Annotated in this window: 30 protein-coding genes; 12 read left to right on the top strand and 18 right to left on the bottom strand. The window is 64.2% G+C overall.

Annotation, left to right across the window (positions count from 1 at the left end; all coding sequences use genetic code 11):
• Nucleotides 1–40 precede the first annotated feature (40 nt).
• The 9 genes from M1D93_RS16835 to M1D93_RS16795 form a co-directional block, all read right to left on the bottom strand.
• The gene (locus tag M1D93_RS16835; RefSeq protein WP_461172601.1) at nt 41–961 is read right to left on the bottom strand and encodes an N-acetylglucosamine kinase; all 921 of its coding nucleotides are present in this window, start codon (nt 959–961) and stop codon (nt 41–43) included.
• Nucleotides 962–997: 36 nt separating this feature from the next.
• Complete coding sequence (gene ggh, locus M1D93_RS16830) at nt 998–2,374, bottom strand: glucosylglycerate hydrolase (RefSeq protein ID WP_461172600.1); 1,377 nt, start codon at nt 2,372–2,374, stop codon at nt 998–1,000.
• Nucleotides 2,371–3,453, bottom strand: coding sequence for an ABC transporter ATP-binding protein (locus M1D93_RS16825; RefSeq protein WP_461172599.1), 1,083 nt, complete (start codon nt 3,451–3,453; stop codon nt 2,371–2,373). Before M1D93_RS16825 ends, ggh begins: the two co-directional genes overlap by 4 nt.
• 40 nt (nt 3,454–3,493) lie before the next feature.
• Nucleotides 3,494–4,333 (bottom strand): carbohydrate ABC transporter permease, encoded by an 840-nt coding sequence (locus M1D93_RS16820; RefSeq protein WP_461172598.1) that lies wholly within the window; start codon nt 4,331–4,333, stop codon nt 3,494–3,496.
• Nucleotides 4,330–5,223, bottom strand: a complete 894-nt coding sequence (locus M1D93_RS16815) for a carbohydrate ABC transporter permease (RefSeq protein WP_461172597.1) — start codon at nt 5,221–5,223, stop codon at nt 4,330–4,332. Before M1D93_RS16815 ends, M1D93_RS16820 begins: the two co-directional genes overlap by 4 nt.
• Complete coding sequence (locus tag M1D93_RS16810; protein WP_461172596.1) at nt 5,223–6,566, bottom strand: ABC transporter substrate-binding protein; 1,344 nt, start codon at nt 6,564–6,566, stop codon at nt 5,223–5,225. The genes M1D93_RS16815 and M1D93_RS16810 overlap by 1 nt, the downstream gene beginning before the upstream one ends.
• Nucleotides 6,567–6,670: 104 nt before the next feature.
• The gene (locus M1D93_RS16805) at nt 6,671–6,949 is read right to left on the bottom strand and encodes a hypothetical protein (protein ID WP_461172595.1); all 279 of its coding nucleotides are present in this window, start codon (nt 6,947–6,949) and stop codon (nt 6,671–6,673) included.
• 66 nt (nt 6,950–7,015) lie between these two features.
• Complete coding sequence (locus tag M1D93_RS16800) at nt 7,016–7,786, bottom strand: CPBP family glutamic-type intramembrane protease (RefSeq protein ID WP_461175053.1); 771 nt, start codon at nt 7,784–7,786, stop codon at nt 7,016–7,018.
• A 71-nt stretch (nt 7,787–7,857) separates the two neighbouring features.
• Entirely contained in the window at nt 7,858–8,208 is a 351-nt protein-coding gene (locus M1D93_RS16795) for an ArsR/SmtB family transcription factor (RefSeq protein ID WP_461172594.1), read from the bottom strand.
• Nucleotides 8,209–8,303: 95 nt separating this feature from the next.
• Here M1D93_RS16795 and arsB point away from each other — a divergent pair, with 95 nt between their 5' ends.
• The 3 genes from arsB to trxB are packed head-to-tail and all read left to right on the top strand — an operon-like array spanning nt 8,304 to nt 10,893.
• A complete protein-coding gene (arsB, locus tag M1D93_RS16790; RefSeq protein WP_461172593.1) occupies nt 8,304–9,395 on the top strand; it encodes an ACR3 family arsenite efflux transporter in 1,092 nt (363 codons plus the stop codon).
• Nucleotides 9,396–9,418: 23 nt separating this feature from the next.
• Nucleotides 9,419–9,853 (top strand): arsenate reductase ArsC, encoded by a 435-nt coding sequence (locus M1D93_RS16785; protein WP_461175052.1) that lies wholly within the window; start codon nt 9,419–9,421, stop codon nt 9,851–9,853.
• 35 nt (nt 9,854–9,888) lie between these two features.
• Nucleotides 9,889–10,893, top strand: a complete 1,005-nt coding sequence (gene trxB / locus M1D93_RS16780) for a thioredoxin-disulfide reductase (RefSeq protein WP_461172592.1) — start codon at nt 9,889–9,891, stop codon at nt 10,891–10,893.
• 313 nt (nt 10,894–11,206) lie between these two features.
• On the opposite strand, the gene M1D93_RS16775 is transcribed toward trxB, so the two are convergent.
• From M1D93_RS16775 to M1D93_RS16740, 8 genes are all read right to left on the bottom strand, one after another.
• Nucleotides 11,207–11,404, bottom strand: coding sequence for a hypothetical protein (locus tag M1D93_RS16775; protein ID WP_461172591.1), 198 nt, complete (start codon nt 11,402–11,404; stop codon nt 11,207–11,209).
• A gap of 300 nt (nt 11,405–11,704) precedes the next feature.
• Nucleotides 11,705–12,487 carry a GAF and ANTAR domain-containing protein gene (locus tag M1D93_RS16770; protein WP_461172590.1) on the bottom strand — a complete coding sequence of 261 codons (783 nt, stop codon included), beginning with the start codon at nt 12,485–12,487 and terminating at the stop codon, nt 11,705–11,707.
• On the bottom strand, nt 12,484–12,744 hold the full coding sequence (locus M1D93_RS16765; RefSeq protein ID WP_461172589.1) for a hypothetical protein: 261 nt from the start codon (nt 12,742–12,744) through the stop codon (nt 12,484–12,486). Before M1D93_RS16765 ends, M1D93_RS16770 begins: the two co-directional genes overlap by 4 nt.
• A 2-nt stretch (nt 12,745–12,746) precedes the next feature.
• Entirely contained in the window at nt 12,747–13,472 is a 726-nt protein-coding gene (locus tag M1D93_RS16760) for a GAF and ANTAR domain-containing protein (RefSeq protein ID WP_461172588.1), read from the bottom strand.
• A 169-nt stretch (nt 13,473–13,641) separates the two neighbouring features.
• Complete coding sequence (locus tag M1D93_RS16755) at nt 13,642–13,974, bottom strand: hypothetical protein (RefSeq protein ID WP_461172587.1); 333 nt, start codon at nt 13,972–13,974, stop codon at nt 13,642–13,644.
• A gap of 9 nt (nt 13,975–13,983) precedes the next feature.
• Complete coding sequence (locus M1D93_RS16750; protein WP_461172586.1) at nt 13,984–14,703, bottom strand: GAF and ANTAR domain-containing protein; 720 nt, start codon at nt 14,701–14,703, stop codon at nt 13,984–13,986.
• A gap of 142 nt (nt 14,704–14,845) precedes the next feature.
• Entirely contained in the window at nt 14,846–15,139 is a 294-nt protein-coding gene (locus tag M1D93_RS16745; protein WP_461172585.1) for a hypothetical protein, read from the bottom strand.
• Nucleotides 15,129–15,854 carry a GAF domain-containing protein gene (locus tag M1D93_RS16740; RefSeq protein WP_461172584.1) on the bottom strand — a complete coding sequence of 242 codons (726 nt, stop codon included), beginning with the start codon at nt 15,852–15,854 and terminating at the stop codon, nt 15,129–15,131. Before M1D93_RS16740 ends, M1D93_RS16745 begins: the two co-directional genes overlap by 11 nt.
• A 244-nt stretch (nt 15,855–16,098) precedes the next feature.
• Here M1D93_RS16740 and M1D93_RS16735 point away from each other — a divergent pair, with 244 nt between their 5' ends.
• The 6 genes from M1D93_RS16735 (at nt 16,099) to M1D93_RS16710 (ending at nt 20,298) form a co-directional block, all read left to right on the top strand.
• Nucleotides 16,099–16,911, top strand: coding sequence for an ANTAR domain-containing response regulator (locus M1D93_RS16735; RefSeq protein WP_461172583.1), 813 nt, complete (start codon nt 16,099–16,101; stop codon nt 16,909–16,911).
• A gap of 180 nt (nt 16,912–17,091) precedes the next feature.
• Nucleotides 17,092–17,349: a hypothetical protein gene (locus M1D93_RS16730; RefSeq protein WP_461172582.1), complete on the top strand. Its 258-nt coding sequence runs from the start codon at nt 17,092–17,094 to the stop codon at nt 17,347–17,349.
• Between the two features lie 3 nt (nt 17,350–17,352).
• Entirely contained in the window at nt 17,353–17,784 is a 432-nt protein-coding gene (locus M1D93_RS16725; RefSeq protein WP_461172581.1) for a hypothetical protein, read from the top strand.
• 43 nt (nt 17,785–17,827) lie between these two features.
• Entirely contained in the window at nt 17,828–18,604 is a 777-nt protein-coding gene (locus tag M1D93_RS16720; protein WP_461172580.1) for a succinate dehydrogenase iron-sulfur subunit, read from the top strand.
• A gap of 153 nt (nt 18,605–18,757) precedes the next feature.
• Complete coding sequence (locus M1D93_RS16715) at nt 18,758–19,519, top strand: DUF2254 family protein (RefSeq protein WP_461172579.1); 762 nt, start codon at nt 18,758–18,760, stop codon at nt 19,517–19,519.
• 47 nt (nt 19,520–19,566) lie between these two features.
• Complete coding sequence (locus tag M1D93_RS16710; protein ID WP_461172578.1) at nt 19,567–20,298, top strand: GAF and ANTAR domain-containing protein; 732 nt, start codon at nt 19,567–19,569, stop codon at nt 20,296–20,298.
• A 35-nt stretch (nt 20,299–20,333) separates the two neighbouring features.
• Here the strand turns inward: M1D93_RS16710 and M1D93_RS16705 are convergent, their stop codons facing one another.
• A complete protein-coding gene (locus M1D93_RS16705; protein WP_461172577.1) occupies nt 20,334–21,059 on the bottom strand; it encodes a Type 1 glutamine amidotransferase-like domain-containing protein in 726 nt (241 codons plus the stop codon).
• A 101-nt stretch (nt 21,060–21,160) separates the two neighbouring features.
• Here M1D93_RS16705 and M1D93_RS16700 point away from each other — a divergent pair, with 101 nt between their 5' ends.
• The 3 genes from M1D93_RS16700 to M1D93_RS16690 all read left to right on the top strand — a co-directional run bounded on the left by M1D93_RS16700 (nt 21,161) and on the right by M1D93_RS16690 (nt 22,761).
• Nucleotides 21,161–21,493, top strand: coding sequence for an ArsR/SmtB family transcription factor (locus M1D93_RS16700; RefSeq protein ID WP_163166197.1), 333 nt, complete (start codon nt 21,161–21,163; stop codon nt 21,491–21,493).
• Nucleotides 21,494–21,508: 15 nt separating this feature from the next.
• Complete coding sequence (locus M1D93_RS16695) at nt 21,509–22,006, top strand: SRPBCC family protein (RefSeq protein WP_461172576.1); 498 nt, start codon at nt 21,509–21,511, stop codon at nt 22,004–22,006.
• Between the two features lie 158 nt (nt 22,007–22,164).
• Entirely contained in the window at nt 22,165–22,761 is a 597-nt protein-coding gene (locus M1D93_RS16690) for a DnaJ family domain-containing protein (protein WP_461175051.1), read from the top strand.
• Nucleotides 22,762–22,771: the final 10 nt, after the last annotated feature.

The following is a 22,771-nucleotide window of genomic DNA, read 5'->3' as shown; positions in this document are numbered from 1 at the left end:
TCAACCGTCACAGTGGCCCCACTTTCTCCGGTCTACAAGCCTACTTCCTTACCGGCTCAGGGCCCTCCAGTGGCTGCCCGGTCCCGGCTGTGAGGTAAGCGCCGGCAAGGTGGACGGCACCGAAGACCGGCTCGACGGCGAGGGGCTTGGCGGCAGCCAGCCCTTCCCCGGCCAGGTGGGCGTTCAGTGCGTCCACAAGCGCGGGCTGGTGGACCCCGAGGCCACCGCCAAGAACCACCGGGCCAACCAGGGCGAGGCGCCGGGCGACCTGCAGGACCTGGTCCGCCAAATGCCATCCGCCTTCCCGGATGATGGCTTGACTGAGCACGTGGCCGTGGGCTGCCGCCTCGAAAACCACGCTGGACCGCTGCGCCCAGTAACGCCGGTCGTGGTTGGTGTGGAAGTGGCTGATGAGCTGTTCGGGCCGGTCCAGCCCGCAAGCGGACAGCAGCAACCGTGTGAGCTCGTCCGGCGCAAGTCCGAGGTTGAACTGCCGGAGGCTATGGCGGACAGCTTCCCGGCCGAACCAGTATCCGCTGCCTTCGTCGCCGAGCAGGTAACCCCAGCCGCCGCTCCTGGCCTCGTCACCGGCCTCGTTGGTTCCCCAGACGGCGGAGCCCGTGCCGGCGATCACTGCTATCCCTGCGTCCTGGCCTGCTGCTGCCAGGATGAGCCTGGTGTCGTGGACAATTTCCACGCTGGCTCGGGGAGCATGCGGGGAAATGAGCTTGCGGAGGTTGGCCGCGTCCTGCTTGGTGTCGATCCCACCGGCCCCGACATAGACCTCGTCAGCATCCAGGCCGCCAAGGGCAGACATGAGGTGTCCGACATTCGCAGCCGCAATGGCCTGGTCAACGTTCTGCACGTTTGCACTGCCGGCCACCTCATTCCGGGTGACCCTGCCGCCGTTTATCCTGACACCATGGGTTTTCGAACCGCCGATGTCCAGCCCAACGATCACGACCAGCGGATTCCGCAGATGCCCTCGGAACTGCGGTCACTGGCGGTTCTCGTGGATTCCGGAGCGCCCTGGTGTACTCCCGGCTCCCATCCATTCCAGGGCAGCAGCCGCGGTCCAGGCCTGGGCGAGGCTGCCCAATGGTTCGCCCGTGAAGGGTTCGTAGTACTCCCCGAACTGCAGGTCAGCCAACTGTTGAAGCGAAGCCGATCGAAGCTGGCCATAGAGCCCGGCTTCGCCGTCCCGGGCAGATGCCCAGCCAAGCAGGAGGTTGAGGAACGGCCAGACCGGCCCCCGCCAGTATGTCCGGGGTTTGAAGGCATCGCTTGCAGGAGAAGTGGACGGCGGCAGCGGGAAGCGGAGGTCCGGGAAACCCATCCACCGCGGCCCCTGCAGCAACTCGCGCTGGGCGGCCAGGAGGGCAGGGTCTCCGCCGGACACCAGCGGTGCGAATCCGGAGACGGTTTCGGTGCCGATCCACTGTCCAGCCAGCACGTCGTAGTCCCTCGCCAGGCCTGTCGAAGGATCAACGGTGGACGCAACTCCCGCCTGGAACCGGGCCGCCATCAGCCGCAGTTCCTCGGCTTCCTTGCCCCTTCCGATCTCCTCGGCAAGGTCTGCCAGGACTGCGCTGGAAGCCGCCATGATGGCGGAGAAGAACACGTCGCGCACCCGGAAGTGGACCACGCTCCGGACAGCGTCGTCGTCGAACTGCACGTCGGCCATCTGCTGGACCAGCCACAGGTACTTTGTGTACTCGGCATCATCCGGCCGTTCGCTGACGTCCGCCACGTGAAGGGTGTCGCGGCGCGTGAAGGGAGCGACGTCACCGGGCACAACCCGTGCATACGGGCCGTCCCAGCGGGGGGAATTGTCGAAGCCGGATTCCCAGCCGTGGTGGATTTCAATGAGGCCGACGCCGTCCGGGTCCCGGACCGCGGCGAGCCAACGGTGCCACGCGAGCCAGCCGTCAAAGGACTCGGCAAGAAATGCTTCCGCCGCCACCTGGTCGGCGCCGCCGTTTTCCCGGCCGCGGTCAACGATGTGGCGAAGCGCGATTGCATGCACCGGGGGCTGGCAGATTCCGCTGCTCTTCACCCCTGCGGGCAGGGCTGCCGCGCTCGCCGTTCCCCAGCGGTCGAAGCCGGGAAAGTAGCCGGTGTCGTTGTCGCTGAACACGATGTGCGGGATCATTCCGGTGGACCACTGGGCCTGGAGCAGGGTCCGGAGTTCGGTGACGGCGCGTGGGACGCTGGTGCGGGCCAGTCCGATGGCTACGAACGCCGCATCCCAGCTCCACATGTGCGGGTAGAGGTTTGGTGCGGCGCTGGTCATGGTGCCGAGGTCGTTGAGGCGCAGGACTTCAATGGCGGCGCTGCGCAACTCTTCCATGGAAACGGACGTGACGGGGTTCAATTGGCCTCCAGTGCCATCGAGGTTTCGCGGTCGTAAACGCGCATGGTGTTCGGGGCAAAGCCCAGCCAGATCGTTTTGTGGGGCGCCGTCCGGAAGGTCGGCGGCGCCTGGACCTTCAGGGTGTGGCCGTCCACCTCCACTGTCAGGAGGATGGTTGAGCCCATGGGTTCAACTACCAGGACCGTTGCCGCGACGTAGCCTGAGGAACGCTCATTGCTGACCGTCACGTTTTCGGCGCGGACGCCCAGCAGAACGTCCCTCCCGGCGAAGGACTTGAGGACGGACGGCGCCATGAGCTGCTGTTCGCCCAGGACCAGGGTGCCGCCGTCGTGGCTGACTGCGGCGTCCATGAAGTTCATGGGCGGAGATCCAATGAATCCGCCTACGAAGCGGTCCGCCGGGGCGTCGTAGACGTCCAGCGGGTCACCGAGCTGGGCGATGCGGCCCTTGCGCATCACGGCCACCTGGTCACCCAAGGACAGGGCCTCGCTTTGGTCGTGCGTGACGTAGACGGTGGTAGTGCCCAGGTCCTGGACGATCTTTTTCAGTTCCGAGCGGAAGGTCAGACGCAGCAGGGCGTCCAGGTTGGACAGCGGCTCATCCATCAGCAGGACGTCGGCATCCATGACGATGGCCCGGGCGACCGCGACGCGTTGGCGCTGACCGCCGGACAGGTTGGCGGGAAGCCGGTCCAGGTACGGGCCAAGCTGCAGCAGCTCCGCTGCCCATTGGACCTTTCGTTCGATTTCTTCTGCGGGGACTTTTGCCATGCGCAACCCGAAACCGATGTTGTAGCGGACCTTGCGGTGGGGGAATACGGCGTAGGACTGGAACACCATGGACAGGTTGCGCTTGTTCGGCGGCAGGTAGGTCACGTCGCGGCCGCCGATGGAGATCGAGCCCGAATCGGGCAGTTCGAGTCCGGCGATCATACGCAGCAGGGTCGTTTTGCCGCACCCGGAGGGGCCCAGCAGGACGGTGAATTCACCGTCCTGGATCTGCAGGGACACGTCGTCCGTGGCCCGTTCGGATCCGCCCGGATAGGTCTTTACGAGGTTGGAGATCTGGATATCAGCCATGATCGGCTCCTTCTGAAGTGCGGTGATAGGTCGGGCGGACCTAGCGGATGGTTGAGCCCCACATGTTGGTGAGGTAGCGGCGCATCAGCGCAATGAAGATGATGGACGGGATGACCAGGGCAAAGCCGCCGGCGAACCGGTAGGCGAGCGGTGAGTCGGACAGCGAGCTGAGCACCTGCGCCGGCAGTGTGCGGTGGTCCAGGGTCAGGATGGAGGCGCCCAGGACTTCGTTCCACGACATAACGAACGTAAAGATCGACGCCGCAGCCAGGCCCGGCAGTGCCATGGGCAGGACCACCCTTCCGAACGCGCCGAACGGGGTGCAGCCAAGGACCCGGGCTGCCTCCTCCACGTCAATGGGGACGCTGAGGAAAACGCTGGCGGAGATGAGGATGGTGGTGGGCAGGGCAAGCGCGGTGTGCAGCAGGATCACGGCGTAGGTCGTGTCGTAGATGTCCACCGTCAGGAAGAGCCTGGCCAGCGGAACAGACAGGACCACAATGGGAAGGGCGCGGGTGAAAAGCAGGAACAGCTGATATGGGTCTTTGCCTTTGAAGCTGTAGCGCGCGAGTGCATACCCGGCGGGAACGCCGATAATCGCGGCGAAGAGCAGTGTTCCCAGCCCAACGATCAGCGAGTTGCCCAGGGCCCCGAAAATGCCGGTGGACCCGAGGAACGCGTTGAGCGTCTCCACCGACAGGTTGGTGGGCAGCAGCGACAGCGGAAACTGGTTGAGGGAGTCCCTCGTGGACAGCGCCGCCAGGGAGATCAGGTAGATGGGGATCAGCATAAAAAGCGAGACGGCGATGCAGGCGGCCTGCAGCAGGAACCGGTTGCGCTTCTGCCGGGCGATGGGGGTTGTGTCCACTGGTGTGCTCATCGGAGCCCTCCCTGGTTCTTGTCGCGGAGTGCCCGCAGGTAGAAGATCGAAGTCAGCATCGAGACGACGAGGATGACCAGTGCCAGCGCAGCGGCAACGTTGGGGTTTTGCAGGCCGGTGTACCAGCGGTAGGTCTCGCCCACCACGAGCGGGAAGTTCTGTCCGGTGAGTGCCTGTGCCACCGCGAAGGTTTGGAAGGCCAGGATTGTCCGGAGAATGAGGGCTACCTGGAGGCTGGGCTTCAACAGTGGCAGGGTCACGTGCCGCAGCCGCTGCCAGAACGTGGCGCCGAAGACCTGGGCGGCTTCGTCGTAGTCCTTGGGAATGCCCTGGAGGCCGGCGACCACGATGATCAGCACCAGCGAGGTTGCCCGCCAGAGTTCAGCGATCAGGACGCACATGAACATGCTGGCCTGGTTGTCATAGGCCAGCCAGGCGCCGCCTTCGATGCCGAACAATGACAGGGCCGAGTTCAGGTAGCCGCGGTCGTTGAAGATGGCCAGCCAGACAAGTCCGGCTGCCAGGTCGCTGAGTGCCAGGGGTATGGCCCAGACGAAGAAGTGAACTTTGTGCAGCCGGGGATTGGTCCGGAGCATCAGGGCCATGCCGATCGCGAACGCGAACTGCAGCGGGATCATCACCACGATGAGCAGCAGCGTGTTGCGCACGGCGGGCCAGAAGTAGGGATCCTGGACCATCCGCGTGACGAAGTCCAGCGTGAAGCCGTTTTCATCGCGGAAAGCCTGGAGGATGCCCTGGATGACGGGCCAACCCAGGAGAAGCGCCATGAAGATCACAGAGGGGGCGATCAGCAGGACCGCGGGCGGTATTTTCCGCCGGCGGGGCGGGGCCAGCGTTCCGGCGGGAGTGGGTGGTGCCTCTACGGCCATTACGCTACCTCGCACTTCGTTGAGATCGGATCGGGCGCCCAGCACGGAACGTTCAGGCCCTGCAGGATGGTGTTGAGCTGTGTCGCCTGGGTATCAAGGACCTGCTGGATAGGGCGGTTCTCCAGGCAGATTTGCTGGAAGCAGTTCTTGAAGACCTGGGATACTTCTCCTTCCTTCGCGCCCAGCCCTACTGGGGGAAGGGCAAGGAGGGAACCTTCTGATCGTTGTTGCCGCCGGACTGCCGCCGCTTCCAGTGCGATGGCACCTGTCAGGTCGGAGGGGAGTTCCGTCTGGACAACCGGGAAGAAGGCGTTGCTGCGCAGGGTCTCAATCTGGGACAACGGTTCGGACAGGGCACGGATGGCCTTCTCCGCCAAGTCCCTTTCCTTGCCGTTCTTCGGCAGTGCGAGGCCGGCGATGATGAGCATGTAACCGCGGCCCTTGGGGCCTCGCGGTGCGGGGACCATCAACCACTCATCGGGGTTGTTGGCCGGTGCGCCGACCAACCGCGCAACGTGGTCCCACCCCACCAGTACTTCGCCACGTGCCAGTGGTTCCTGCATGTTGTCGTAGTTGGTGGACGCGGGTGTCAGGGCGGACCACAGTTCCTGCATGTAGGTCCAGGCGGTAGCGGCGTCCTCGTTCCGGAATGTAGTGATCTGGCCGCCGGTGAAGCTTGGCAGCAGGAAGCCCTGGTAGAAGCGGTGGTGCAGGCCTTTGGGGCCTGCCGGCATGCCAAACACGGGACGTCCGGCGCCCTGTTTTGCCGCCTTCGCCCACGCAAGGAAACCCTCGTAGGTCAGATCGTTGACATCCACGCCCGAGGGCAGCCATTCGAGGGCCTTCTTGTTAACGGCCACCACATACGTGGCCTGCATCCAGGGGACGTAGCGGGATGTAGAGCCGCCCACTTTCGTCAGCTCGAGCATCTCTTTGGTGAAGCCACGGCCGGACAGGTCGCGGAGAAGGTTGTCCACATCCTCAAGCGATTCTGCGAGCGGGGCAAGCTCGCCGTGAAGGCCGCCAAGCAGGGAGGTCTTGACGTTACCGGCAGAAGCCTGGGTGCTGACGGTGGAAGAGAAAACGCCCGGGTCCACGGAGTTATAGGCGACGGGTGCCTTCGCGAACTTCTTCAGCACTGCCTCATACCGCTGCTTCTCCTCCACCGGCGTGAACTGGGTGGACAAGAAGCCGACAGTCCCTTCGCCGGCGGCTGCGCCGCTCGTGTCGAAACCTGCGCACGAAGCCAGGAAGGGAGCCGACATGGCCGTTCCCAGTCCGGCTAAGAGGAGGCTTCTGCGGGAAATTGCGGCGTGCTTGGGCTGGAAGTACATGTCTTTCATTGACTGCTCCGATCGAGTGTGCGCCACTGCACAAACTTTCGTCTAAGCATTAGACATAAGCCCGGCCCTGTCAACCCCCTGCCAGGCCACGCAAGGGTAGGGCGCTACTCGCCGTCGGCTTCCTCTTCAAGCTCCTCAAGCACGTCGGCGGCGTCCCGGTTGCCTCCGGCCGACAGCCGGCGAAGCTCATCGAGGTCGCCCTTCTCCGCGGCTGTTTCGACCAGCTGGTCCGCCGCATCCCTGCTCCCTGAGCCGGCCAGCCGCCGGAGTTCGTCCAGGTCACCGCGTTCGGCGGCCCGCTCAATCAGTTCATCGACGGCATCGGAATCACCGCTGGCCGCGCGCTGCCGCAGGGCCTCAAGCTCAGGATCGGGTGTCTGCACGCTCCCACTATGGGCTCCCGCATCCCGGACGTCCAGAGTCCGCAGGTCCCGGCCCCGCAGAAGGCCTCAGTACAGGAAGATGTTGATCCATTCGCGGTTGTGGGCGTGGATGAGGACCAGGAACAGGACGAAGTCGAACAGCAGGTGGACGCTGACGATGTAGGACAGGGATTTGGTGATCGTAAAGAGCCTTGCCTGCAGCAGGGCAAACGGGAAGATGAAGAACGGCGCCCAGGAGTGGAATCCCAGTTCCCAGAGGAATGACGTGAAAAGCACTGCCTGGAAGAGGTTGGCCTGCCAGTCGGGAAGGTGCCGGCGCAGGAGCGTAAAGGCCGTGCAGATAAAGAACAGCTCGTCCCAGATCCCCAGCACGTTGGTACCCAGGAAAAGTCGGGCGATGCCCTCCGGGTCGCTGACGGCCGGCCAGTTGTTGTAGACACCCGTCCGGATCATGTAGACGGGCATCAGGGCGTACCCGATCACCAGGACGGCCGGCAGGTACCACTTTTCGGCGCGGGTCCACGGCTGGCCGGTCCGGACGGGGAAGCGGATGGCGTGGTCCTTGGTGACGAACCGGGAAACTGCGTAAGGGATGCCGACAGCCACTATCATCGCGGTGCCCATCACGGCCATGTGCTCGGTGCTGATGTCCGTGGTGATGGGGACCAGGCTCATCGCCGTCAGACCTACGGCAATCAACGCCAGGTCAATCGCCAGGCGGCGGCTGATCAGTCCGGCCAGCACCAGCGCGGCGGCCAGGAGAAGGAAGCCGGAGACCCGGTCCTCCCGGGCAAACAACAGAAAGCCCGACGCCGAGACCAGCGCCGCCGGGATCACGTTCAGTGATGCAGGGGGCAACTTCGCGGGGCCCGCACCGCGCACTTGGGCCTGCGCCGCAGACTGCTGCTTCACAGCGTCGCCAGGAGTCCGGCCGCCTCGTCGAGCGCGCCGGGGACAAGAGAATAGTAGGCCCAGGTGCCACGTTTTTCGCGGTGCAGCAGGCCGGCGTCCACCAGGATTTTCAGGTGGTGCGAGACCGTGGGCTGGCCAAGGTCCAGCGGCTCCGTCAGGTCACACACGCAGGCTTCGCCGGATTCCCCCGCCTTGACGATGGACAGCAGGCGGAGCCGGTTCGGATCGGCCAGCGCCTTGAAAACCAATGCCCTCTGCTGGGCCTCTTTCGCGCTCAATGCCGGCTTCTGCGACGGTGTGCAGCAGGAGGCATCCACCTCGGGTTCGAGAATCTGCAGGGAGGTCATGCACCCCATTATGCAACAGATTGACATCCGTCGATATAGGTGGCCATACTTCCTATATCGACAGCCATCAATTTAGTTGAAACGCCAGGAGCACCGTGAGTACCCAGACGCAACAGCCGCCGTCCGCCCCCGGAGAGGCCGCCGTCGTTGGCAGGCTCTCCACGCTGGACCGGTTCCTTCCCGTCTGGATCGTGGCCGCCATGCTGCTCGGCCTGGCTCTTGGCAGCCTCGTCCCGGGCCTGAATACCGCGCTGGAAGCCGTGAAGGTGGGCGAGGTTTCGCTCCCCATCGCCGTCGGCCTGCTGGTGATGATGTACCCCGTGCTGGCCAAGGTCCGCTACGACCAGGCGCACCGGGTCGTCGCGGACAGGAAGCTCCTGGTCTCTTCGCTGGTGATCAACTGGCTCCTTGCCCCGGCGTTCATGTTTGTCCTGGCGTGGATCTTCCTGGCCGACCTTCCTGAGTACCGCACGGGACTGATTATCGTGGGGCTGGCCCGCTGCATCGCCATGGTGATGATCTGGAACGATCTCGCCTGCGGGGACCGCGAGGCTGCGGCAGTGCTGGTGGCCATCAACTCCGTCTTCCAGGTGCTCGCATTCGGCGCCCTGGGCTGGTTCTACCTGCAGCTCCTGCCGTCCTGGCTTGGCCTGCCCACCACCAGCGCGGACTTCTCCTTCTGGGCCATCACAGCCTCCGTGCTGATTTTCCTCGGCATCCCGCTCCTCGCGGGCTTCCTCACGAGGACCCTCGGGGAGAAAGCCAGGGGCCGGGACTGGTACGAGGGCACTTTCCTGCCGAGGATCGGGCCCTGGGCACTCTACGGCCTGCTCTTCACGATCACGCTCCTGTTCGCCCTCCAGGGCGGCACCATCACCTCCAGGCCGCTCGATGTGGCCAGGATCGCGCTGCCGCTGCTGGTGTACTTCGTGGTGGTCTTTGGCGCCGGCATGCTGGTGGGAAAGTGGCTGGACCTCGGCTACGCCAAGACCACCACCCTCGCGTTCACCGCCGCCGGCAACAACTTTGAACTGGCCATCGCTGTGGCGATTGGCACCTTCGGTGTCACCTCCGGGCAGGCGCTCGCCGGCGTCGTCGGCCCCTTGATTGAAGTGCCCGCACTTGTTGCACTTGTATACGCCGCACTCTGGGCGCGGCGGCGCTACTTCGCCTCCGCCACCCCCTGAACCACGAAACCGCAGGAGCCATGATGACCACCCCAGCAGCCAGGAAGCCCTCCGTCCTCTTCGTCTGTGTCCACAATGCCGGCCGGTCCCAGATGGCCGCCGCGTTCCTCACCACCATGGCCAAGGGTTCGGTGGAGGTCCGCTCGGCAGGATCACAGCCCGTGGACAAAGTGAACCCCGCCGCCGTCGAGGCCATGGCAGAGCTCGGCATCGACATGTCCGCCGAAATCCCCAAGATCCTCACCACCGAGGCCGTGAAGGAATCCGACGTCGTCATCACCATGGGCTGCGGGGACGAATGCCCCTACTTCCCGGGGAAGCGCTACGAGGACTGGGTGCTGGCGGATCCCGCCGGCCAGGGCGTGGACGCCGTGCGCCCCATCCGCGATGAGATCAAGACCCGCATCGAGAACCTGATCACGGAACTGGTTCCGGCGCGGCACCCGGACGCCCAGTAGCCTTTTCCCACACGCCTGAAGCAAAGGAACCCGCCGTGACCATTGAAGCAAACAACCAGCACGCCGCAACCGAACAGCTGATCATCATCGGCTCAGGCCCCGCCGGCTACACCGCAGCCATCTACGCGGCACGCGCCGGGCTGGAGCCCCTAGTCCTCGCGGGATCCGTCACCGCCGGCGGTGCGCTGATGAACACCACCGAGGTGGAGAACTTCCCCGGCTTCCCGGGCGGCATCCAGGGACCGGAGCTCATGGACGGGCTGCAGGAGCAGGCCGAAAAGTTCGGCGCCAAGGTCGTGTTCGACGACGTCACTGAGGTTGCGCTCGCCGGCCACCTTAAGACGGTGGTCACCGGCGGCGGCGAAACCCACCGAGCCCCGGCCGTCATCCTGGCCACCGGCTCCGCCTACAAGGAACTCGGCCTGCCGGAGGAAAAGAAGTTCAGCGGCCATGGTGTTTCCTGGTGCGCCACCTGTGACGGGTTCTTCTTCCGCGAGCAGGACATCATCGTGGTGGGCGGCGGGGACTCGGCGATGGAGGAAGCGATGTTCCTGACCCGGTTCGGCAAGTCCGTCACCGTCGTCGTGCGGAAGGGCGAACTCCGCGCCTCCCGCATCATGGCGCAGCGGGCCAAGGACAACCCCAAGATCACCTTTGCCTGGAACTCCGTCGTCACGGCCATCCACGGCGATGGGAAAGTCTCCGGCGTGACGCTTTCGGACACGCGCACGGGGGAGACCCGCCACCAGGCCGCCACCGGGATTTTCGTCGCGATCGGCCACGTGCCGCGCACCGAACTGCTGACCGGGCAGGTGGACCTCGACGACGACGGCTACATCAAGGTGGATTCGCCCACCACCGTCACCAACCTCTCCGGCGTATTTGCCTGCGGCGACGCCGTGGACCACCGCTACCGCCAGGCCATCACCGCCGCCGGGACGGGCTGCGCCGCCGCCCTCGACGCTGAGCGCTACCTCGCCGCGCTGGAGGATGCCCACAGCATCGCCACCGCCCTGGTCGAGGAACCAACCCACAGCTAGGACCCGGGACAGGGGAGGGGGTGAGCGGAATGACGACAGGATGCTGCGGCGACTCCGGTTGCTGCGACGACGATCAGGACTGCTGCTGACCACTCCGCCGGCCCCACGTGAATGAGGACACCATGGAATCAACGAACGCCCTGCACCGGCTTCCGCCCGGACCTGGACATCCTGTGGGAACTCCGCTTCACCGGTCTGTCCACGGCCGCTCGGGCGCGTGAAACACGCGGAGCTGACGCGGGACGAAGGCAAAAGCTAAGAAAGCGGGCGACGGCGGAACCTCCCGCCGTCGCCCGCTTTTCTTAGGTGGGGATTATGCGCTGGCCAGCGCGCGGTCTTCGCCGCGCACGCTCAGCGTAAAGGTGTTGGGTCCGCTGCAGGTGACGGCGATGCGGCAGGTGGTGGTGTTGTAGCGCGCGGAAAGGTCGCTTACCGCGGTGTCCAGGGTGTGGTGGAGGGCAGACCGGTCCCAGATCTTGAGGGTCACGGAGTCATTGGCATCGAACGTCATTATTCAACTTCCATTTCATGCGGTTGGCGGCCCGGAGTCTTCATTGCCCGGACCGTGTCCTCGTCGGTGAGGACGGACTGCAGATGGGAAAGCGCATTCCCTTACTTCCATGGTGCAGGTTGCTGTGAGGATTGGCAACCGTAGCGGGGCCGATGTGATCAAGCACACGGACCGCTTCAGGGTGTTGCCTGCAGCCGCCGGCCCTGCCTTTCCATGGTGCCCAGAGCGGGGAGCGAGTCTCAACCAATATGCGGATTGTTGCAGGTGAGACTCATCACGCCACGGCGGCGGGCAGCCGGATTACTCGTCGAAGTAGGTGTCGATCTGCTGCTCGCCGGAGATGGACCTGATCACGGAAGCGGCCACGTCCCGGAGTTTGATGTTGCGGGTGTTGGAGGCCTTGGTGAGGATGTGGAATGCAGTGTCGCGGCTGCACCTGTTCTCGGCCATGATCGCTCCCACCGCCATGTCGATGACGGTGCGGGACTGCATCGCCGTCGCGAGGTCGCTCCTGGCCTCGCTGAGCTGGGTGACGCGAAGCACCAGCCGCAATGAACCTGCCGCCTGCGCGGCGAAGGCTTCCGTGGTGGAGACATCCTCCTCCGAGAATCCGTTGCTTCTGCCTGAATAGAGGTTAAGGACGGCATCGGCCTCGCCGGCCAGGTCAAGCGGGACGGCGAGGATGGAGGAGACGCCGTGCTCCCCGGCGACCTTCAGGTAGGGAATCCAGCGCCGCTCAGCGGCAACGTCTGATACCAGGACAGTCGTCCCGGTCCGGAGTGCAGTGAGGCAGGGTCCGTCCCCGAACCCGTTCTGCAGCTCGTCCAGGCCGCGGGCTGCGGCGTCGCTGCTGGCCACTGCTTCGGCTCTCTTGCGCCGGATGACGGTGACCCCGCTATGGATGCGGTTGCCCGGCGAGGACAGCCTTGACGAGGCAATCACCGTCAACTCGGTGAGGAAGCCCACCACATCCCCGCTGTTGAGGACCAGCTCCTGCAGTCGCGTTTCAATGCTGGACGCCGGTTGCCGGGCTTCACGGGGCGCTGCATCATAGTTGCCGGGCCTGGAATCATGAGCTGTCATGGTGCTTCGCCTTCCATTAATTCCGTCAGTTCCGTCATCGCCATGACGACCAAGGCCACTTGCGCGGCCGGGATGTCGAGTGCTTCGTGCAGATAGGCATCCAGGGACATCTCATCGATTCCGCCACCGAGCCCGTAGTAGTAGGTCCACAGTTTGGCCAGCGGAAGGTCGGTATTCCGGAAGCGCTGGGCCGTTCCCCGCCGCTCTTCAGCTGAGTGGGTCGGTTGCTCCTGTCCTTCGCCTCCGTCTATATCCATACCTACTCCCTTCCGAGCCGGCCTGCCGGGAGCTGGGCTCCCCGGACAATGTCACTGGCGATGTCATGGACCCGCCGGTTGCTCGACTTGGCGGCAAGCTGGAGGATCTCCAGGGCGCTTTCCCGTCCGCCACGCTGCTGGAGCATAATCAGGGACACGGCGGCGTCCACCACGGCCCGTGACTTGAGCGCTGCGCGGAGGTGCCCGGGATGTACATCCGGCCCGTGCAGCCGCAGTGCGATCCGCAATACGCGGGACATCGATGCCGCGTGCTGCTCCAACAGGACCGCTGTTTCCCCGGTGAAGGCGCCTGCCGAGCTTGCGTAGCAGTTCAACCCGGCACGGGAAAAGGGGTCGGTGGGGATGGGGACAGCCAGGACGGAACGCACGCCTTCCTGGAGCGCTGCCTCCAGGTAATCGCTCCAGCGTTCGTCGCCCCTAAGGTCCGGAATCGACACCAGGCGCTGCTCCCGCACAGCTGTAAGGCATGGCCCGTCATGGAACGCGTACTGTGTTTCATCCAGCCGGCGGCCCAGGTCACTGCTGCTGGCAAGCGTTGCCGGGCCTCCGTCACGCTCCACCGTGATGGTGCACGTTATCTGTCCCTGGGCGCCAACCAGCGAGGCGGACATCGTGGCGAGACCCAGGAGGAACTCAGGAAATTCAGGGCTCTCCAGCAGCAAGTCCTGCATCTGGTCGGAAGTGTTAAGTCTGCTGTCCTGGGCCATGAGGCCTCGATCCCTGGGTTTGCCGGGGCATCTGGCCCTGGCTGGAGGGCTCCGCTCTGTGCGCGGCTGGCCCGTGTATTCAACCTCTGGATCTGTTATTATCCCGAAATCTCCTACTACCGACACTACGCCGGTGTGGGACCTATTGATACGCCCGCAAGATTGCGATCTACTCGTCCGGCTCGGTTTGGCGGCCCGTGCCGGCATCCCGGCTGTCCACCGCATCGGGACCGGAGGCAGCGCCGCCGCCGAAATCGTCCGAGTACGGTGCACGGGGCCTGGGGAGGTCGTCAATCAGCTCGTTGGCGGCCAGCGCCAGCAGGTCGCGCTGGACGGGCGGCAGGGAAAGCAGCCCCTGCAGGTAGGCTTCCACCTCGTATTCGCCGGCGTCGCCGGACATGCCGAAATATTTCAGCCACAACTCGGATACCAGGATATCTGCGGCCTTCAGCGCGGAGCGGAGCCTGCGCCGTTGTTCCGGTTCGTTCGGATCAAAGCCCACGGGCAGCTCCTACGCCCGAGGGGCCGGCGTCCCGGCCAGGACACGTTCGCTGATTTGCTGCAATGCGGTGTTTTCGTCGCGGGCCTGCTTGATCAACCGGTGCAGGGCGGCTTCGTGGCTCAGCCCCAGGCGCTCCATCAGCACACCGCATGCCCGGTTCACCACGTCGCGGCTGTACAGGGACGCCTGCAGGCCCTCCGTCATTCGGTGCGGTGCCTCGCTGGCCTGGATATGTGAGAGCAGCGTGGCAGCCGGGGCAGCAAAGAGCTGAAGCAGGATGACACTGGACTCGTCATAGGTATTCGGAGTGGCGGCGTACAGCTTCAGGGCACCAATGGATTCCTTGCCCGCGATCAGTGGAGCACTGACCACTGAACGCACAGGCAGCCCGGCCACAGCTTCGCGCCATTCCGGCCAACGGGATTCCTCTGTGAGGTTCCTGACCAGCACAGGTTCCTCCGTAGCCCAGGCGGTCAGGCACGGACCCTCCCCGCACTCGTACTGGGTGGCATCGGCCTGGCTGACAATCCTGTCCGTGTAACCGCTGCTGGTGCGGCGCCCCCGGGCATCAAGGAGGGAGACGCCCGCTCCAATGGTGCCCGGAACGGACTCCTTCGCTGCCTGGGCAAGGAGCCGCACTGCGGTGTTCACTTTTTCTTCCGTCAGCAGCAGCCCCTGAATGCGAGCGATCACAGTGCTGAGCTCGTCCAGGGGTAGTTGCTGCGCCATAGTCCCAGCATAGGGCCAAGGGCCCTTCGCCGCTCCTTTGGCTCACAGGGAAACCGGCCATCCCGGAGGGGCTTACGACGACGGCACCGCGGCCGGTGGGCACATTCACGCAGCCCCAATCGGTGGAGCTATCGGGGTCGTCTCAGTGGAGGAGGTCTTCAAGGTACGGTGCGCGGGGCAGGGGCGGGAATTCGTCGATAAGCTCATTCGCTGCGTGTGCTATCAGATCGCGTTGGTCCGGCGGCAGGGACATCAGCGATTGGATGTAGGCGTCCACTTCGTATTCGCCTACCATGCCTCCGATACTGAAGTAGCGAAGCCAAAGATCCCCGGGCCTGATGCTGGCATGGAGCAGGGCTTTGCGCAGGAGCCGGCTTTGCTCCTGCTCAAGTCCCGACGCAGGATCCCGCCTGCCCCGGTCAGCGTCATCCGTCATCAGGACCGCTTTTCGTTTCGGTGAGTATTTCGGTGCTGACACTGAAGAGCGACTGCCTGCCGGTTTTGGACAGCTCCAGGAGTTTTTGCAGGGCAGCGCCCTGGTCCATGCTGTGCCTGTGCATCAGGAAACCCTGGGCGCGGTTGATCGTGTCCCTGCTCAGCAGGGCAGATGTGAGGACCTGGGTGAATTGCTTCGGCGCTTCGGAACTCTGGATGTTATCCAGCAGCGTGGCGGCAGGGACGGTGAGTTTCTCCAGCGGGCGGGCCATGGCGGCGTCATAGGCGCCTGGTTGGGTTGAATAGATCTTCAGGGCTCCAAGGCAACGGGTGCCGGACATGAGCGGAGCGCTGATCACGGATTGGATGGAGAGGTCCCTGACCGCTTGGGACCACAGCGGCCACCGGTCATCAGTGGCGACGTCGTGCATCACCACAGTTCGTTCGGTCGCCCAGGCCGTGAGGCAGGGTCCCTGCCCGAGCTCGTATTGGGCCTCGTCTGCCTCCAACACGACAGGGTCTGTGGCTCCTGTGCTGGTTCTTTTTCCCTGTTCGTCCAGGAGCGACACCCCGGCGCCGGAACTTCCCGGGAAGGCGTCACGGATGCCCTCGGCCAGCAACTGGACGGCGCGGTCAACCTTTTCCTCGGTCAGGAGCAGGCCGTTGATGCGCGCGAGTGCGAGGGTGAGTTCATCCAAGGGGAGCTGTTGTGGCATGATAGCCGACCTTCTGCGTCGGACGTTGCCGTCCTTCGGAGTGCCCCCTGCTGGGCCGGGACCAGGAAATTCCTCTGGCCCATATCCAGCATAGCCCCTGGCGCCACCGCCGCGTTGGGGTCCGGCGCTCCAGTTTGGCGCTTGTCCAAAAAATCCATGTACGCTGGGGGAACGTTTGGAAGTGGGCGTCTTAAGGCCGCACGCGAAAACTGAATGCGGTTGAAGCCCAACCTCAGGAAGTGCCATGGACGCCGTGCCCGAAACTGCAGATTCTTTGCCCGACACTGCAGACTCTTTCCCCCGCGTTGCAGACGCCTTACTCGCCACCGCAGCAACGGAGGACGGGATCGTTTCCCGCCTGCAGGATCTGGTCCTGCAAACCGCTGACCCCCAGGACTTTTTCAAGGAATTTGCCGTCTTCTCGGCGTCCATGCTGGCCCCGCCCGGTGGCGATGTCCATTGCAATGTCACCGTGGTGCGTCGAAAAAGACCCGTAACTGTAGCCTCCAGCACACCCCAGGCACGCGTCATGGATGAGCTGCAGTACGCGCACGGTGACGGCCCTTGCCTCACGGCGATGCGGACCGGCAAAACCGTTTACGTTGGCGACGTCTCCGCCGAGCGCCGTTGGCCGGAGTACGTCCGTGCGGTGGCTGCCCGCGGCGTCCGCTCAATTCTTGGTGTTCCCCTGCAGCTTGAGGGGGATGCCACTGCTGCCCTGAACATCTACTCTTCAGCAGTCCAAAGGTTCTCCCCTGAGGACATCAAGCGGGCTGAATTGTTCGGCGAGCAGTCCTCCAAAACGCTCCGGGTCGAACTGCGCATGGCCCAGTTGAAGGACGCGAAGGAGGACCTGGAGGCGGCCATGAAGTCAAGGACGGCCATCGACATCGCCGTCGGGGTCATCATGGCGCAAAACCGGTGCAGCCAGGCCGCAGCCATGGCAATCCTCAGGAAGGCCTCCAACAGCCGCAATATCAAGCTGCGGGACGTGGCGGCAGGCGTTATTGAATCTATCTCACCGGACCCGGCGCTCCGGACGCACTTCGACGAATAGCCCTGGCCAGGCCGGAAGCGGGAGCGGCCCGGCTGGACAGCAGGGCGGCGAGTGCGTAGATTCTAAGTGGTGGGCGCCACGTAAATGGGACGCTCCCCCTCCGGGTCAAGTGCAGGGCCATCAGGAGGAACCGCTGTAGCACGACGGCGGGCAGATGCACACCAGCGAAAGAGAGCCATCATGGCTGCCTCGCATTTCTCCACCTTTCTTGCCGAAGCCACAGTTCCCGAATTCGACACGGACTGTCCTATGTCCGCCGACTGCCTTTACGGCCTGTATGTCAGCTGGTGCTTCCTGCATGGCCTGGAAGCGAAACCGGACGTTACCTTCCGCGCCGCCATGCACCGGGCCGGCGTCGACGTTCATGACAGCAGGCTCCGGATGGTTGGTCCCGCGGCGGCCGACTACATCTTGTCCAGCTACCCAGCGGCAGCCTGAAAAATGTCGATCCACCCCGAGGGTCCTAACAACGGCGTCAGGGGAGGGCAGGCTGAGGACCACCCCCTCGTCTGCACCAAGTGCGGCTCGGACCGCCACTTGGCCCTGCATACCATCACGGCGCTCACCCCTCCTGCCAGCGGTTCCGTGGAAGTGGGTTACTCCTGCAGAACGTGCAGGAACCATTACCTCCATCGGGCAGGCGTTGTTGCTGTCGCCGCAGTCCTGAACCGGGTCCGGAGCCTGGAAGACGTGCTTGCCCTCGGCGGGCACTATATCCACTGCGGGCAGCCCATGCAGAAAACCGGCTCAGAACTCCATCGCCTCTATGCGCCTGCCACGACGGACCGGGACCTCGTAGACGCCTTGGACGTCTACCTCACCACGAAGGTGCTGCACTGTCCGTGCGGCTTCCAGATGGAACTGCCCGAATAGGCATCAGGCTACCGCCAGGAATTCGCAGGAAAGAGTGCTTGCCATGGATTTCGATTCACATGAACCGCCTTCGAAAGTCGATCTCCCGCAGTCCGTCAGCGAGGATGTGCCAACGTTGGATGTCACCGTCCGGGTGCGTCGGTACAACCCGGAGTTCTCGGAATTGGCGCGCTGGGAAGACTACCCGCTCACCATGCTCGCCACCGAACGTGTCCTGGACGCGCTGCACCGGATCAAGTGGGAGGTGGACGGTTCCCTTTCCTTCCGCCGGTCCTGCGCCCACGGAGTATGTGGCTCGGATGCGATGAGGATCAACGGCCGGAACAGACTGGCTTGCAAGGCCTTGCTTAAGGACCTGGAGCCGGGGAAACCCATCACGGTTGAGCCCTTGCAGGGTTTCCCTGTGGAGAAGGACCTGATCGTGGACATGGAGCCGTTTTTCCAGTCGTACAGGGAGATCTTTCCGTTCCTGATCAACCGGGGCCACGAGCCAACACTTGAACGGCTGCAGTCCCCGGAGGAGCGGGAGCGTTTTGATGACACCACTAAATGCATCCTTTGTGCTGCCTGTACCTCCTCCTGTCCGGTCTTCTGGAACGACGGGCAATACTTTGGACCTGCCGCCATTGTGAATGCCCACCGGTTCATCTTCGATTCCCGCGACGACGGGGCGGACATGAGGCTAGAGGTCCTCAACGACCGGGAAGGGGTATGGCGGTGCCGGACGGTGTTCAACTGCAGCGAGGCGTGTCCCCGGGGCATCAAGGTAACCCAGGCGATTAAGGAAGTCAGCCAGGCCATCCTTTCCCGGCAGATCTGAATTTCAGGGCAGCCAGTCGTCGAGCTTGAGGCCCCTGCCTACCGCATAATCGCGGCGGGCCAGGGTAAGTAGGAGTCATCCTTAATGGTGGTGGTCAGGGAGCGGCCGTACTTCGTGGATGGGGACAAAGGACAGATCCGGAGGTGCCCGCTGATGAGCGGCAAGGATAGGCCTGACGTGCACGAGGCAGCCCTAGAAGATCCCCTCCGCAGTTCGGGCGGCATGCACGAGGCGAACCGGTTGCAGCGCGGAATAGCCGAGTTTCTGAGGTTGCCTCTGTTGATTACGGCCGGTTTCTGCGTTTTAGGGGTTGCCGTCTCGATACTGGATGCGTTCTCCAGCGGACACGGCGGCTTTCGAGCCGGGGCGGAAAGCCTGGTGCCGCCGGCCGATGCAGTTAATTTTGTCTCCTCGGTGGCGACCAGCCTGCTGACGGTAACGTCCATTACCTTCTCTGTTCTGCTCCTTGCTGTGCAGCAGACTGCGAGTTCCCTGACACCTGTGGTCCTGGATCAGTTCGTGAGGCGTAAGCCAAACCAGGCCTACTTCGGCTTCTTTGTTGGTGCTTCCGCCTTCACTTTCCTGGTCCTTGGACTAGCCAGGAAAGACCCGGCCCCCACCTACGGTGCCTGCGTGACGTTGTTCCTGACGATTGCTGCGTTGGTGGTCCTGTTGATGCTGATCCATGGTTTCCAGTCGGCGCTGGACGCCTGCATGCCTGCCGTCATCCAGCATCCGGACGCCCCGGCCCTGCACAACGCGCTCGCTGAGCTGGAGGAAGCGCTGCTGGGCGCGGGTCTTGATACCCGAAAGCTGACCAAAGCGCGGCAAGGCCTTCAGTCATCCTCGGAAGGAATGATGCCGAAACCGTCGGACGAGCCGGAGGCGGCGTCACTGCAACACTATGTTTCCTAGTCCAGTCCCATCGACCTCCGCCCGGCGGATGAGAATAGGATAGGCCCATGTCGAATTCATCAGGGAGCGAACCTGCAGAGCAGCTCCAGAGCATTCTGGTGGGCACGGAAGATGCCGCTGAATTCCTCTTCGGGCTCTCCAAACTGGCCGCCGCAGCGGTATCCGAGGCAGCCGGTGACGAGATCGAATGCGCAGTCACCGTCAAGCTGCGGCGCAAGCCCTCTACTGCCGCGGGCAGCAGCAAACGTGCGATTGAGCTGGACCAGCTGGAGCAGGCAGTGGGCGACGGCCCCTGCCTGAAGGCGCTGCGGGACATGGCCCCCGTGATTATCGACGACGTCTCGTCGGATCAAAGGTGGCCGGAGCTGGCCCGGAAGTTTGCGGAGGCAGGCGTCTACAGCTCCTTGGGAGTTCCGTTGGAGATCAGCGATGGAGCCAGTGCTGCACTGAACTTCTTCGCGTCAAAACCCGGCGTCTTCACCCCTAACGTCTACGACAAGGCCCTTGGCTTTGCTGCGGCCGCCCACAGTACGCTCCAACTGTCGGTCCGCATCAAGTCGGCAGAACACCGGGCCGAGGACTTGGAGGCGGCCATGGAAAGCCGGACCGCCATCAACCTGGCCTGCGGTGTGATCATGGCGCAGAACAGGTGCTCGCAGTCGGAAGCGATGGAGATTCTCACCAAGGTCTCCAGTAACCGCAACCGCAAACTGCGCGAGGTCGCCACCGAACTGATCGAGCAGTTGTCCGGCACCAGCATCCAGACGCACTTCGAGTAGTAAACGCGCTCCTGCTCAGCGAGGTTGTACTGGTTTCAGTTGCCCTTTGAGCGGAGGGAAACGCTGCAGCATGTGCCGGTCCTGCGGACATCCCAGCAGTTGCCGCTGCCGATCACCTCGAACTCCACGTCGCCGAGGCCGGGCAGGACAAGCGCCGTGTTCTCGTCCACCCCCACGGCCCTGTCCACAAGCCCGGCAGCCACGGCACCCACAGCCCTGCTGAGGGTGCCGGCCTGGGCGGCATGAACGTCCACGGCGAAGGGCACGAGCCCCAGTCCGTCGCGCACCTCCACTTCGTCGAGGTCCTCGGAACACTCCTCACCGCACACTTCGACGCCCCCGATGCGGTAACCGCCAATAATGCCCCTGCCGGGCGCAACCATGGCGCCGGCGGAAAACCCAAGGTAGGGCGCGCCGTCGGCCACCCGGGCCGCAATGGCACCCGCGCAGCCCCGAAGCCCCTCGAGGTAGGCCGGGGTCAGCCCGCCGCCCACCACTACGGCGTCAGCGTCATCGAAGGCCGCGGGATCCGCCGGGTTGCCGGCACGCAGCAGGACCGGCACCACGTCGCAGGAGGTCAGGGATTGCAGCGGCCCGGCGTAATCCTGCAGCACACTCTCAGGGTTCCCGCCCCGGTGGTGCACCACCACGGCGATCCTGCGCACCTGGCCGGGACGCCCGGGGATGTCCTTGACGAAGCGCTCGAATAAGCCGGGAAAGGAGTGGTAGTCCGGTCCGGCACCGGCAAGGAAAATGCCCATGGGCAACAAGATACCCTGCGGACCGAGGCCTGACGGGCCGCAAAAACTGGACGACCACGAAGCATTGACACCCGCTTCACACGGGACTATCGTACAACCAAATGGTTGTAGATCAGCTCCGCGAAACCGAACTTGACCGCCTCTTCCAAGCGTTCGCCGATTCCACCCGGCGGGACATCGTCCGCCGGGTCACGGTGGGGGAGTACACGGTCTCCGGCCTCGCGGGCCTCTACGCCATGAGTTTCGCCGCAGTCCAAAAGCACGTTGCGGTGTTGGAGCGCGCCTCCCTGGTCACCAAGGAAAAGCGCGGAAGGGAGCAGATCGTGCGGGGTAACCATGAAGGGCTGCAGAAAGCCCGCCGGCTGCTCGATGAGTACGAGGCGATTTGGCAGCAGCGCGTAGGCCGGATCGCTGACATTCTGGCTGAAGGATAAGGAAAGGTTTCTGCAATGCCGGTAATCAGTTCCACCAAGAATCTTGAAGCGCTCAGCTTCACGCTAATCGCAGAATTTGATGCGGACATCCAGCGGGTCTGGCAGATCTGGGAAGACCCGCGCCAGCTGGAACGCTGGTGGGGCCCGCCTACCTGGCCGGCCACCTTTGAGGAGTTCGACTTCCGCTCTGGCGGGAAGGCCAGCTACTACATGAGCGGTCCCGAGGGTGAAAAGGCCCGCGGCTGGTGGCGCTTCACCACCATCGAAGGCCCCAAGAGGCTTGCCTTCGACGACGGATTTGCCGATGACGACGGCCAGCCCGTGGATGCCTTGGGAACCACCCACGCCACCGTCAACCTGGAGGGCATTGGCGACCGCACCAGGATGACCATCCTCTCGAAGTTCGAGAGTGAAGAACAGATGCAGCAGATGGTTCAGATGGGCATGGAGGAAGGGATGAAGGAAGCCGTCAGCCAGATCGACGCGCTCCTTGCCGGACGCACCACCGCCTGAACGGCCAACCCGGCCCGCAACCCAAGGAAGCGGACGACGGCGGGACCTCCCGCCGTCGTCCGCTCACTGTGCGGTGGAGTCACGGCTGGCGTTGAAGCCGACGAAAAGCTTCTGAATACTGGAAGGAGGGATCGTTCCGAGGTGAGGCGGTGGCAGCGATGAGCAGCGGTGCGGAGGACTTCCGGAAGCGCCTGGAGCGGGCCGCGGAAGTCCGGTCCTACCGGGGAGCCGGCATAAGCGCCGAGGAGGAAGCGGCGCTTGACGCCCTTGATGCGCAGGAGCGGGAGAAACGCCGGAAGGTGAGCGATGCCGCCAGGGCGGAGTATCTGGTCCGGGATGCCATGGCGCAGGGAAAGTTCGACAACCTCAAGTACGCGGGCAAGCCTATTCCGGGCTTGGGCGAGTCATACGATCCCGACTGGTGGGTCAAGGGCCTTCTTCAGCGGGAAAACATCAGCGGCCTCGGCCCGGCGGCCATCCTGCTCCGCACCGAGGACGCCGAACTGGATGCCAAGCTTGATGCCCAGTACACGGAACAACAGGTCCGCGACATCCTGCAGGATTTCAACCGCCGGGTCATCGACGCGCGGCGCCAGCTTCAGGGCGGGCCGCCGGTCATCACGAAGATCCGGGACGTGGAGGAGGAAGTCGGGCGGTGGCGCGAACGACGGGCCGCGACGCAGGTTCCCCAAATTGAGGCTGAGCCGGACGCGCCCCGCTCGTGGTGGCGGCGGCTGTGGAAGGGGACGGGCTAGGGCCTACTGA

This window comes from Arthrobacter sp. Z1-9 (assembly GCF_054792695.1).
The sequence above is the reverse complement of the archived record's forward strand: the minus strand, read 5'-3'. Positions and strand labels throughout refer to the sequence as shown.

Bases quoted from the DNA above. Each gene is read 5' to 3' on its own strand.
- M1D93_RS16795 (WP_461172594.1), bottom strand. From the start codon at position 8,208: ATGACCTCCCTGCAGATTCTCGAACCCGAGGTGGATGCCTCCTGCTGC.
- M1D93_RS16820 (WP_461172598.1), bottom strand. From the start codon at position 4,333: ATGAGCACACCAGTGGACACAACCCCCATCGCCCGGCAGAAGCGCAAC.
- M1D93_RS16745 (WP_461172585.1), bottom strand. From the start codon at position 15,139: ATGACGGATGACGCTGACCGGGGCAGGCGGGATCCTGCGTCGGGACTT.
- M1D93_RS16695 (WP_461172576.1), top strand. From the start codon at position 21,509: ATGCCGGTAATCAGTTCCACCAAGAATCTTGAAGCGCTCAGCTTCACG.
- M1D93_RS16825 (WP_461172599.1), bottom strand. From the start codon at position 3,453: ATGGCTGATATCCAGATCTCCAACCTCGTAAAGACCTATCCGGGCGGA.
- M1D93_RS16765 (WP_461172589.1), bottom strand. From the start codon at position 12,744: ATGGATATAGACGGAGGCGAAGGACAGGAGCAACCGACCCACTCAGCT.
- M1D93_RS16705 (WP_461172577.1), bottom strand. From the start codon at position 21,059: ATGGGCATTTTCCTTGCCGGTGCCGGACCGGACTACCACTCCTTTCCC.
- M1D93_RS16750 (WP_461172586.1), bottom strand. From the start codon at position 14,703: ATGGCGCAGCAACTACCCCTGGACGAGCTCAGCACTGTGATCGCTCGC.
- M1D93_RS16690 (WP_461175051.1), top strand. From the start codon at position 22,165: ATGAGCAGCGGTGCGGAGGACTTCCGGAAGCGCCTGGAGCGGGCCGCG.
- M1D93_RS16740 (WP_461172584.1), bottom strand. From the start codon at position 15,854: ATGCCACAACAGCTCCCCTTGGATGAACTCACCCTCGCACTCGCGCGC.
- M1D93_RS16700 (WP_163166197.1), top strand. From the start codon at position 21,161: ATGGTTGTAGATCAGCTCCGCGAAACCGAACTTGACCGCCTCTTCCAA.
- M1D93_RS16770 (WP_461172590.1), bottom strand. From the start codon at position 12,487: ATGACAGCTCATGATTCCAGGCCCGGCAACTATGATGCAGCGCCCCGT.
- M1D93_RS16785 (WP_461175052.1), top strand. From the start codon at position 9,419: ATGACCACCCCAGCAGCCAGGAAGCCCTCCGTCCTCTTCGTCTGTGTC.
- M1D93_RS16815 (WP_461172597.1), bottom strand. From the start codon at position 5,223: ATGGCCGTAGAGGCACCACCCACTCCCGCCGGAACGCTGGCCCCGCCC.
- M1D93_RS16775 (WP_461172591.1), bottom strand. From the start codon at position 11,404: ATGACGTTCGATGCCAATGACTCCGTGACCCTCAAGATCTGGGACCGG.
- M1D93_RS16730 (WP_461172582.1), top strand. From the start codon at position 17,092: ATGGCTGCCTCGCATTTCTCCACCTTTCTTGCCGAAGCCACAGTTCCC.
- M1D93_RS16810 (WP_461172596.1), bottom strand. From the start codon at position 6,566: ATGAAAGACATGTACTTCCAGCCCAAGCACGCCGCAATTTCCCGCAGA.
- M1D93_RS16735 (WP_461172583.1), top strand. From the start codon at position 16,099: ATGGACGCCGTGCCCGAAACTGCAGATTCTTTGCCCGACACTGCAGAC.
- M1D93_RS16725 (WP_461172581.1), top strand. From the start codon at position 17,353: ATGTCGATCCACCCCGAGGGTCCTAACAACGGCGTCAGGGGAGGGCAG.
- M1D93_RS16720 (WP_461172580.1), top strand. From the start codon at position 17,828: ATGGATTTCGATTCACATGAACCGCCTTCGAAAGTCGATCTCCCGCAG.
- M1D93_RS16715 (WP_461172579.1), top strand. From the start codon at position 18,758: ATGAGCGGCAAGGATAGGCCTGACGTGCACGAGGCAGCCCTAGAAGAT.
- M1D93_RS16710 (WP_461172578.1), top strand. From the start codon at position 19,567: ATGTCGAATTCATCAGGGAGCGAACCTGCAGAGCAGCTCCAGAGCATT.
- M1D93_RS16760 (WP_461172588.1), bottom strand. From the start codon at position 13,472: ATGGCCCAGGACAGCAGACTTAACACTTCCGACCAGATGCAGGACTTG.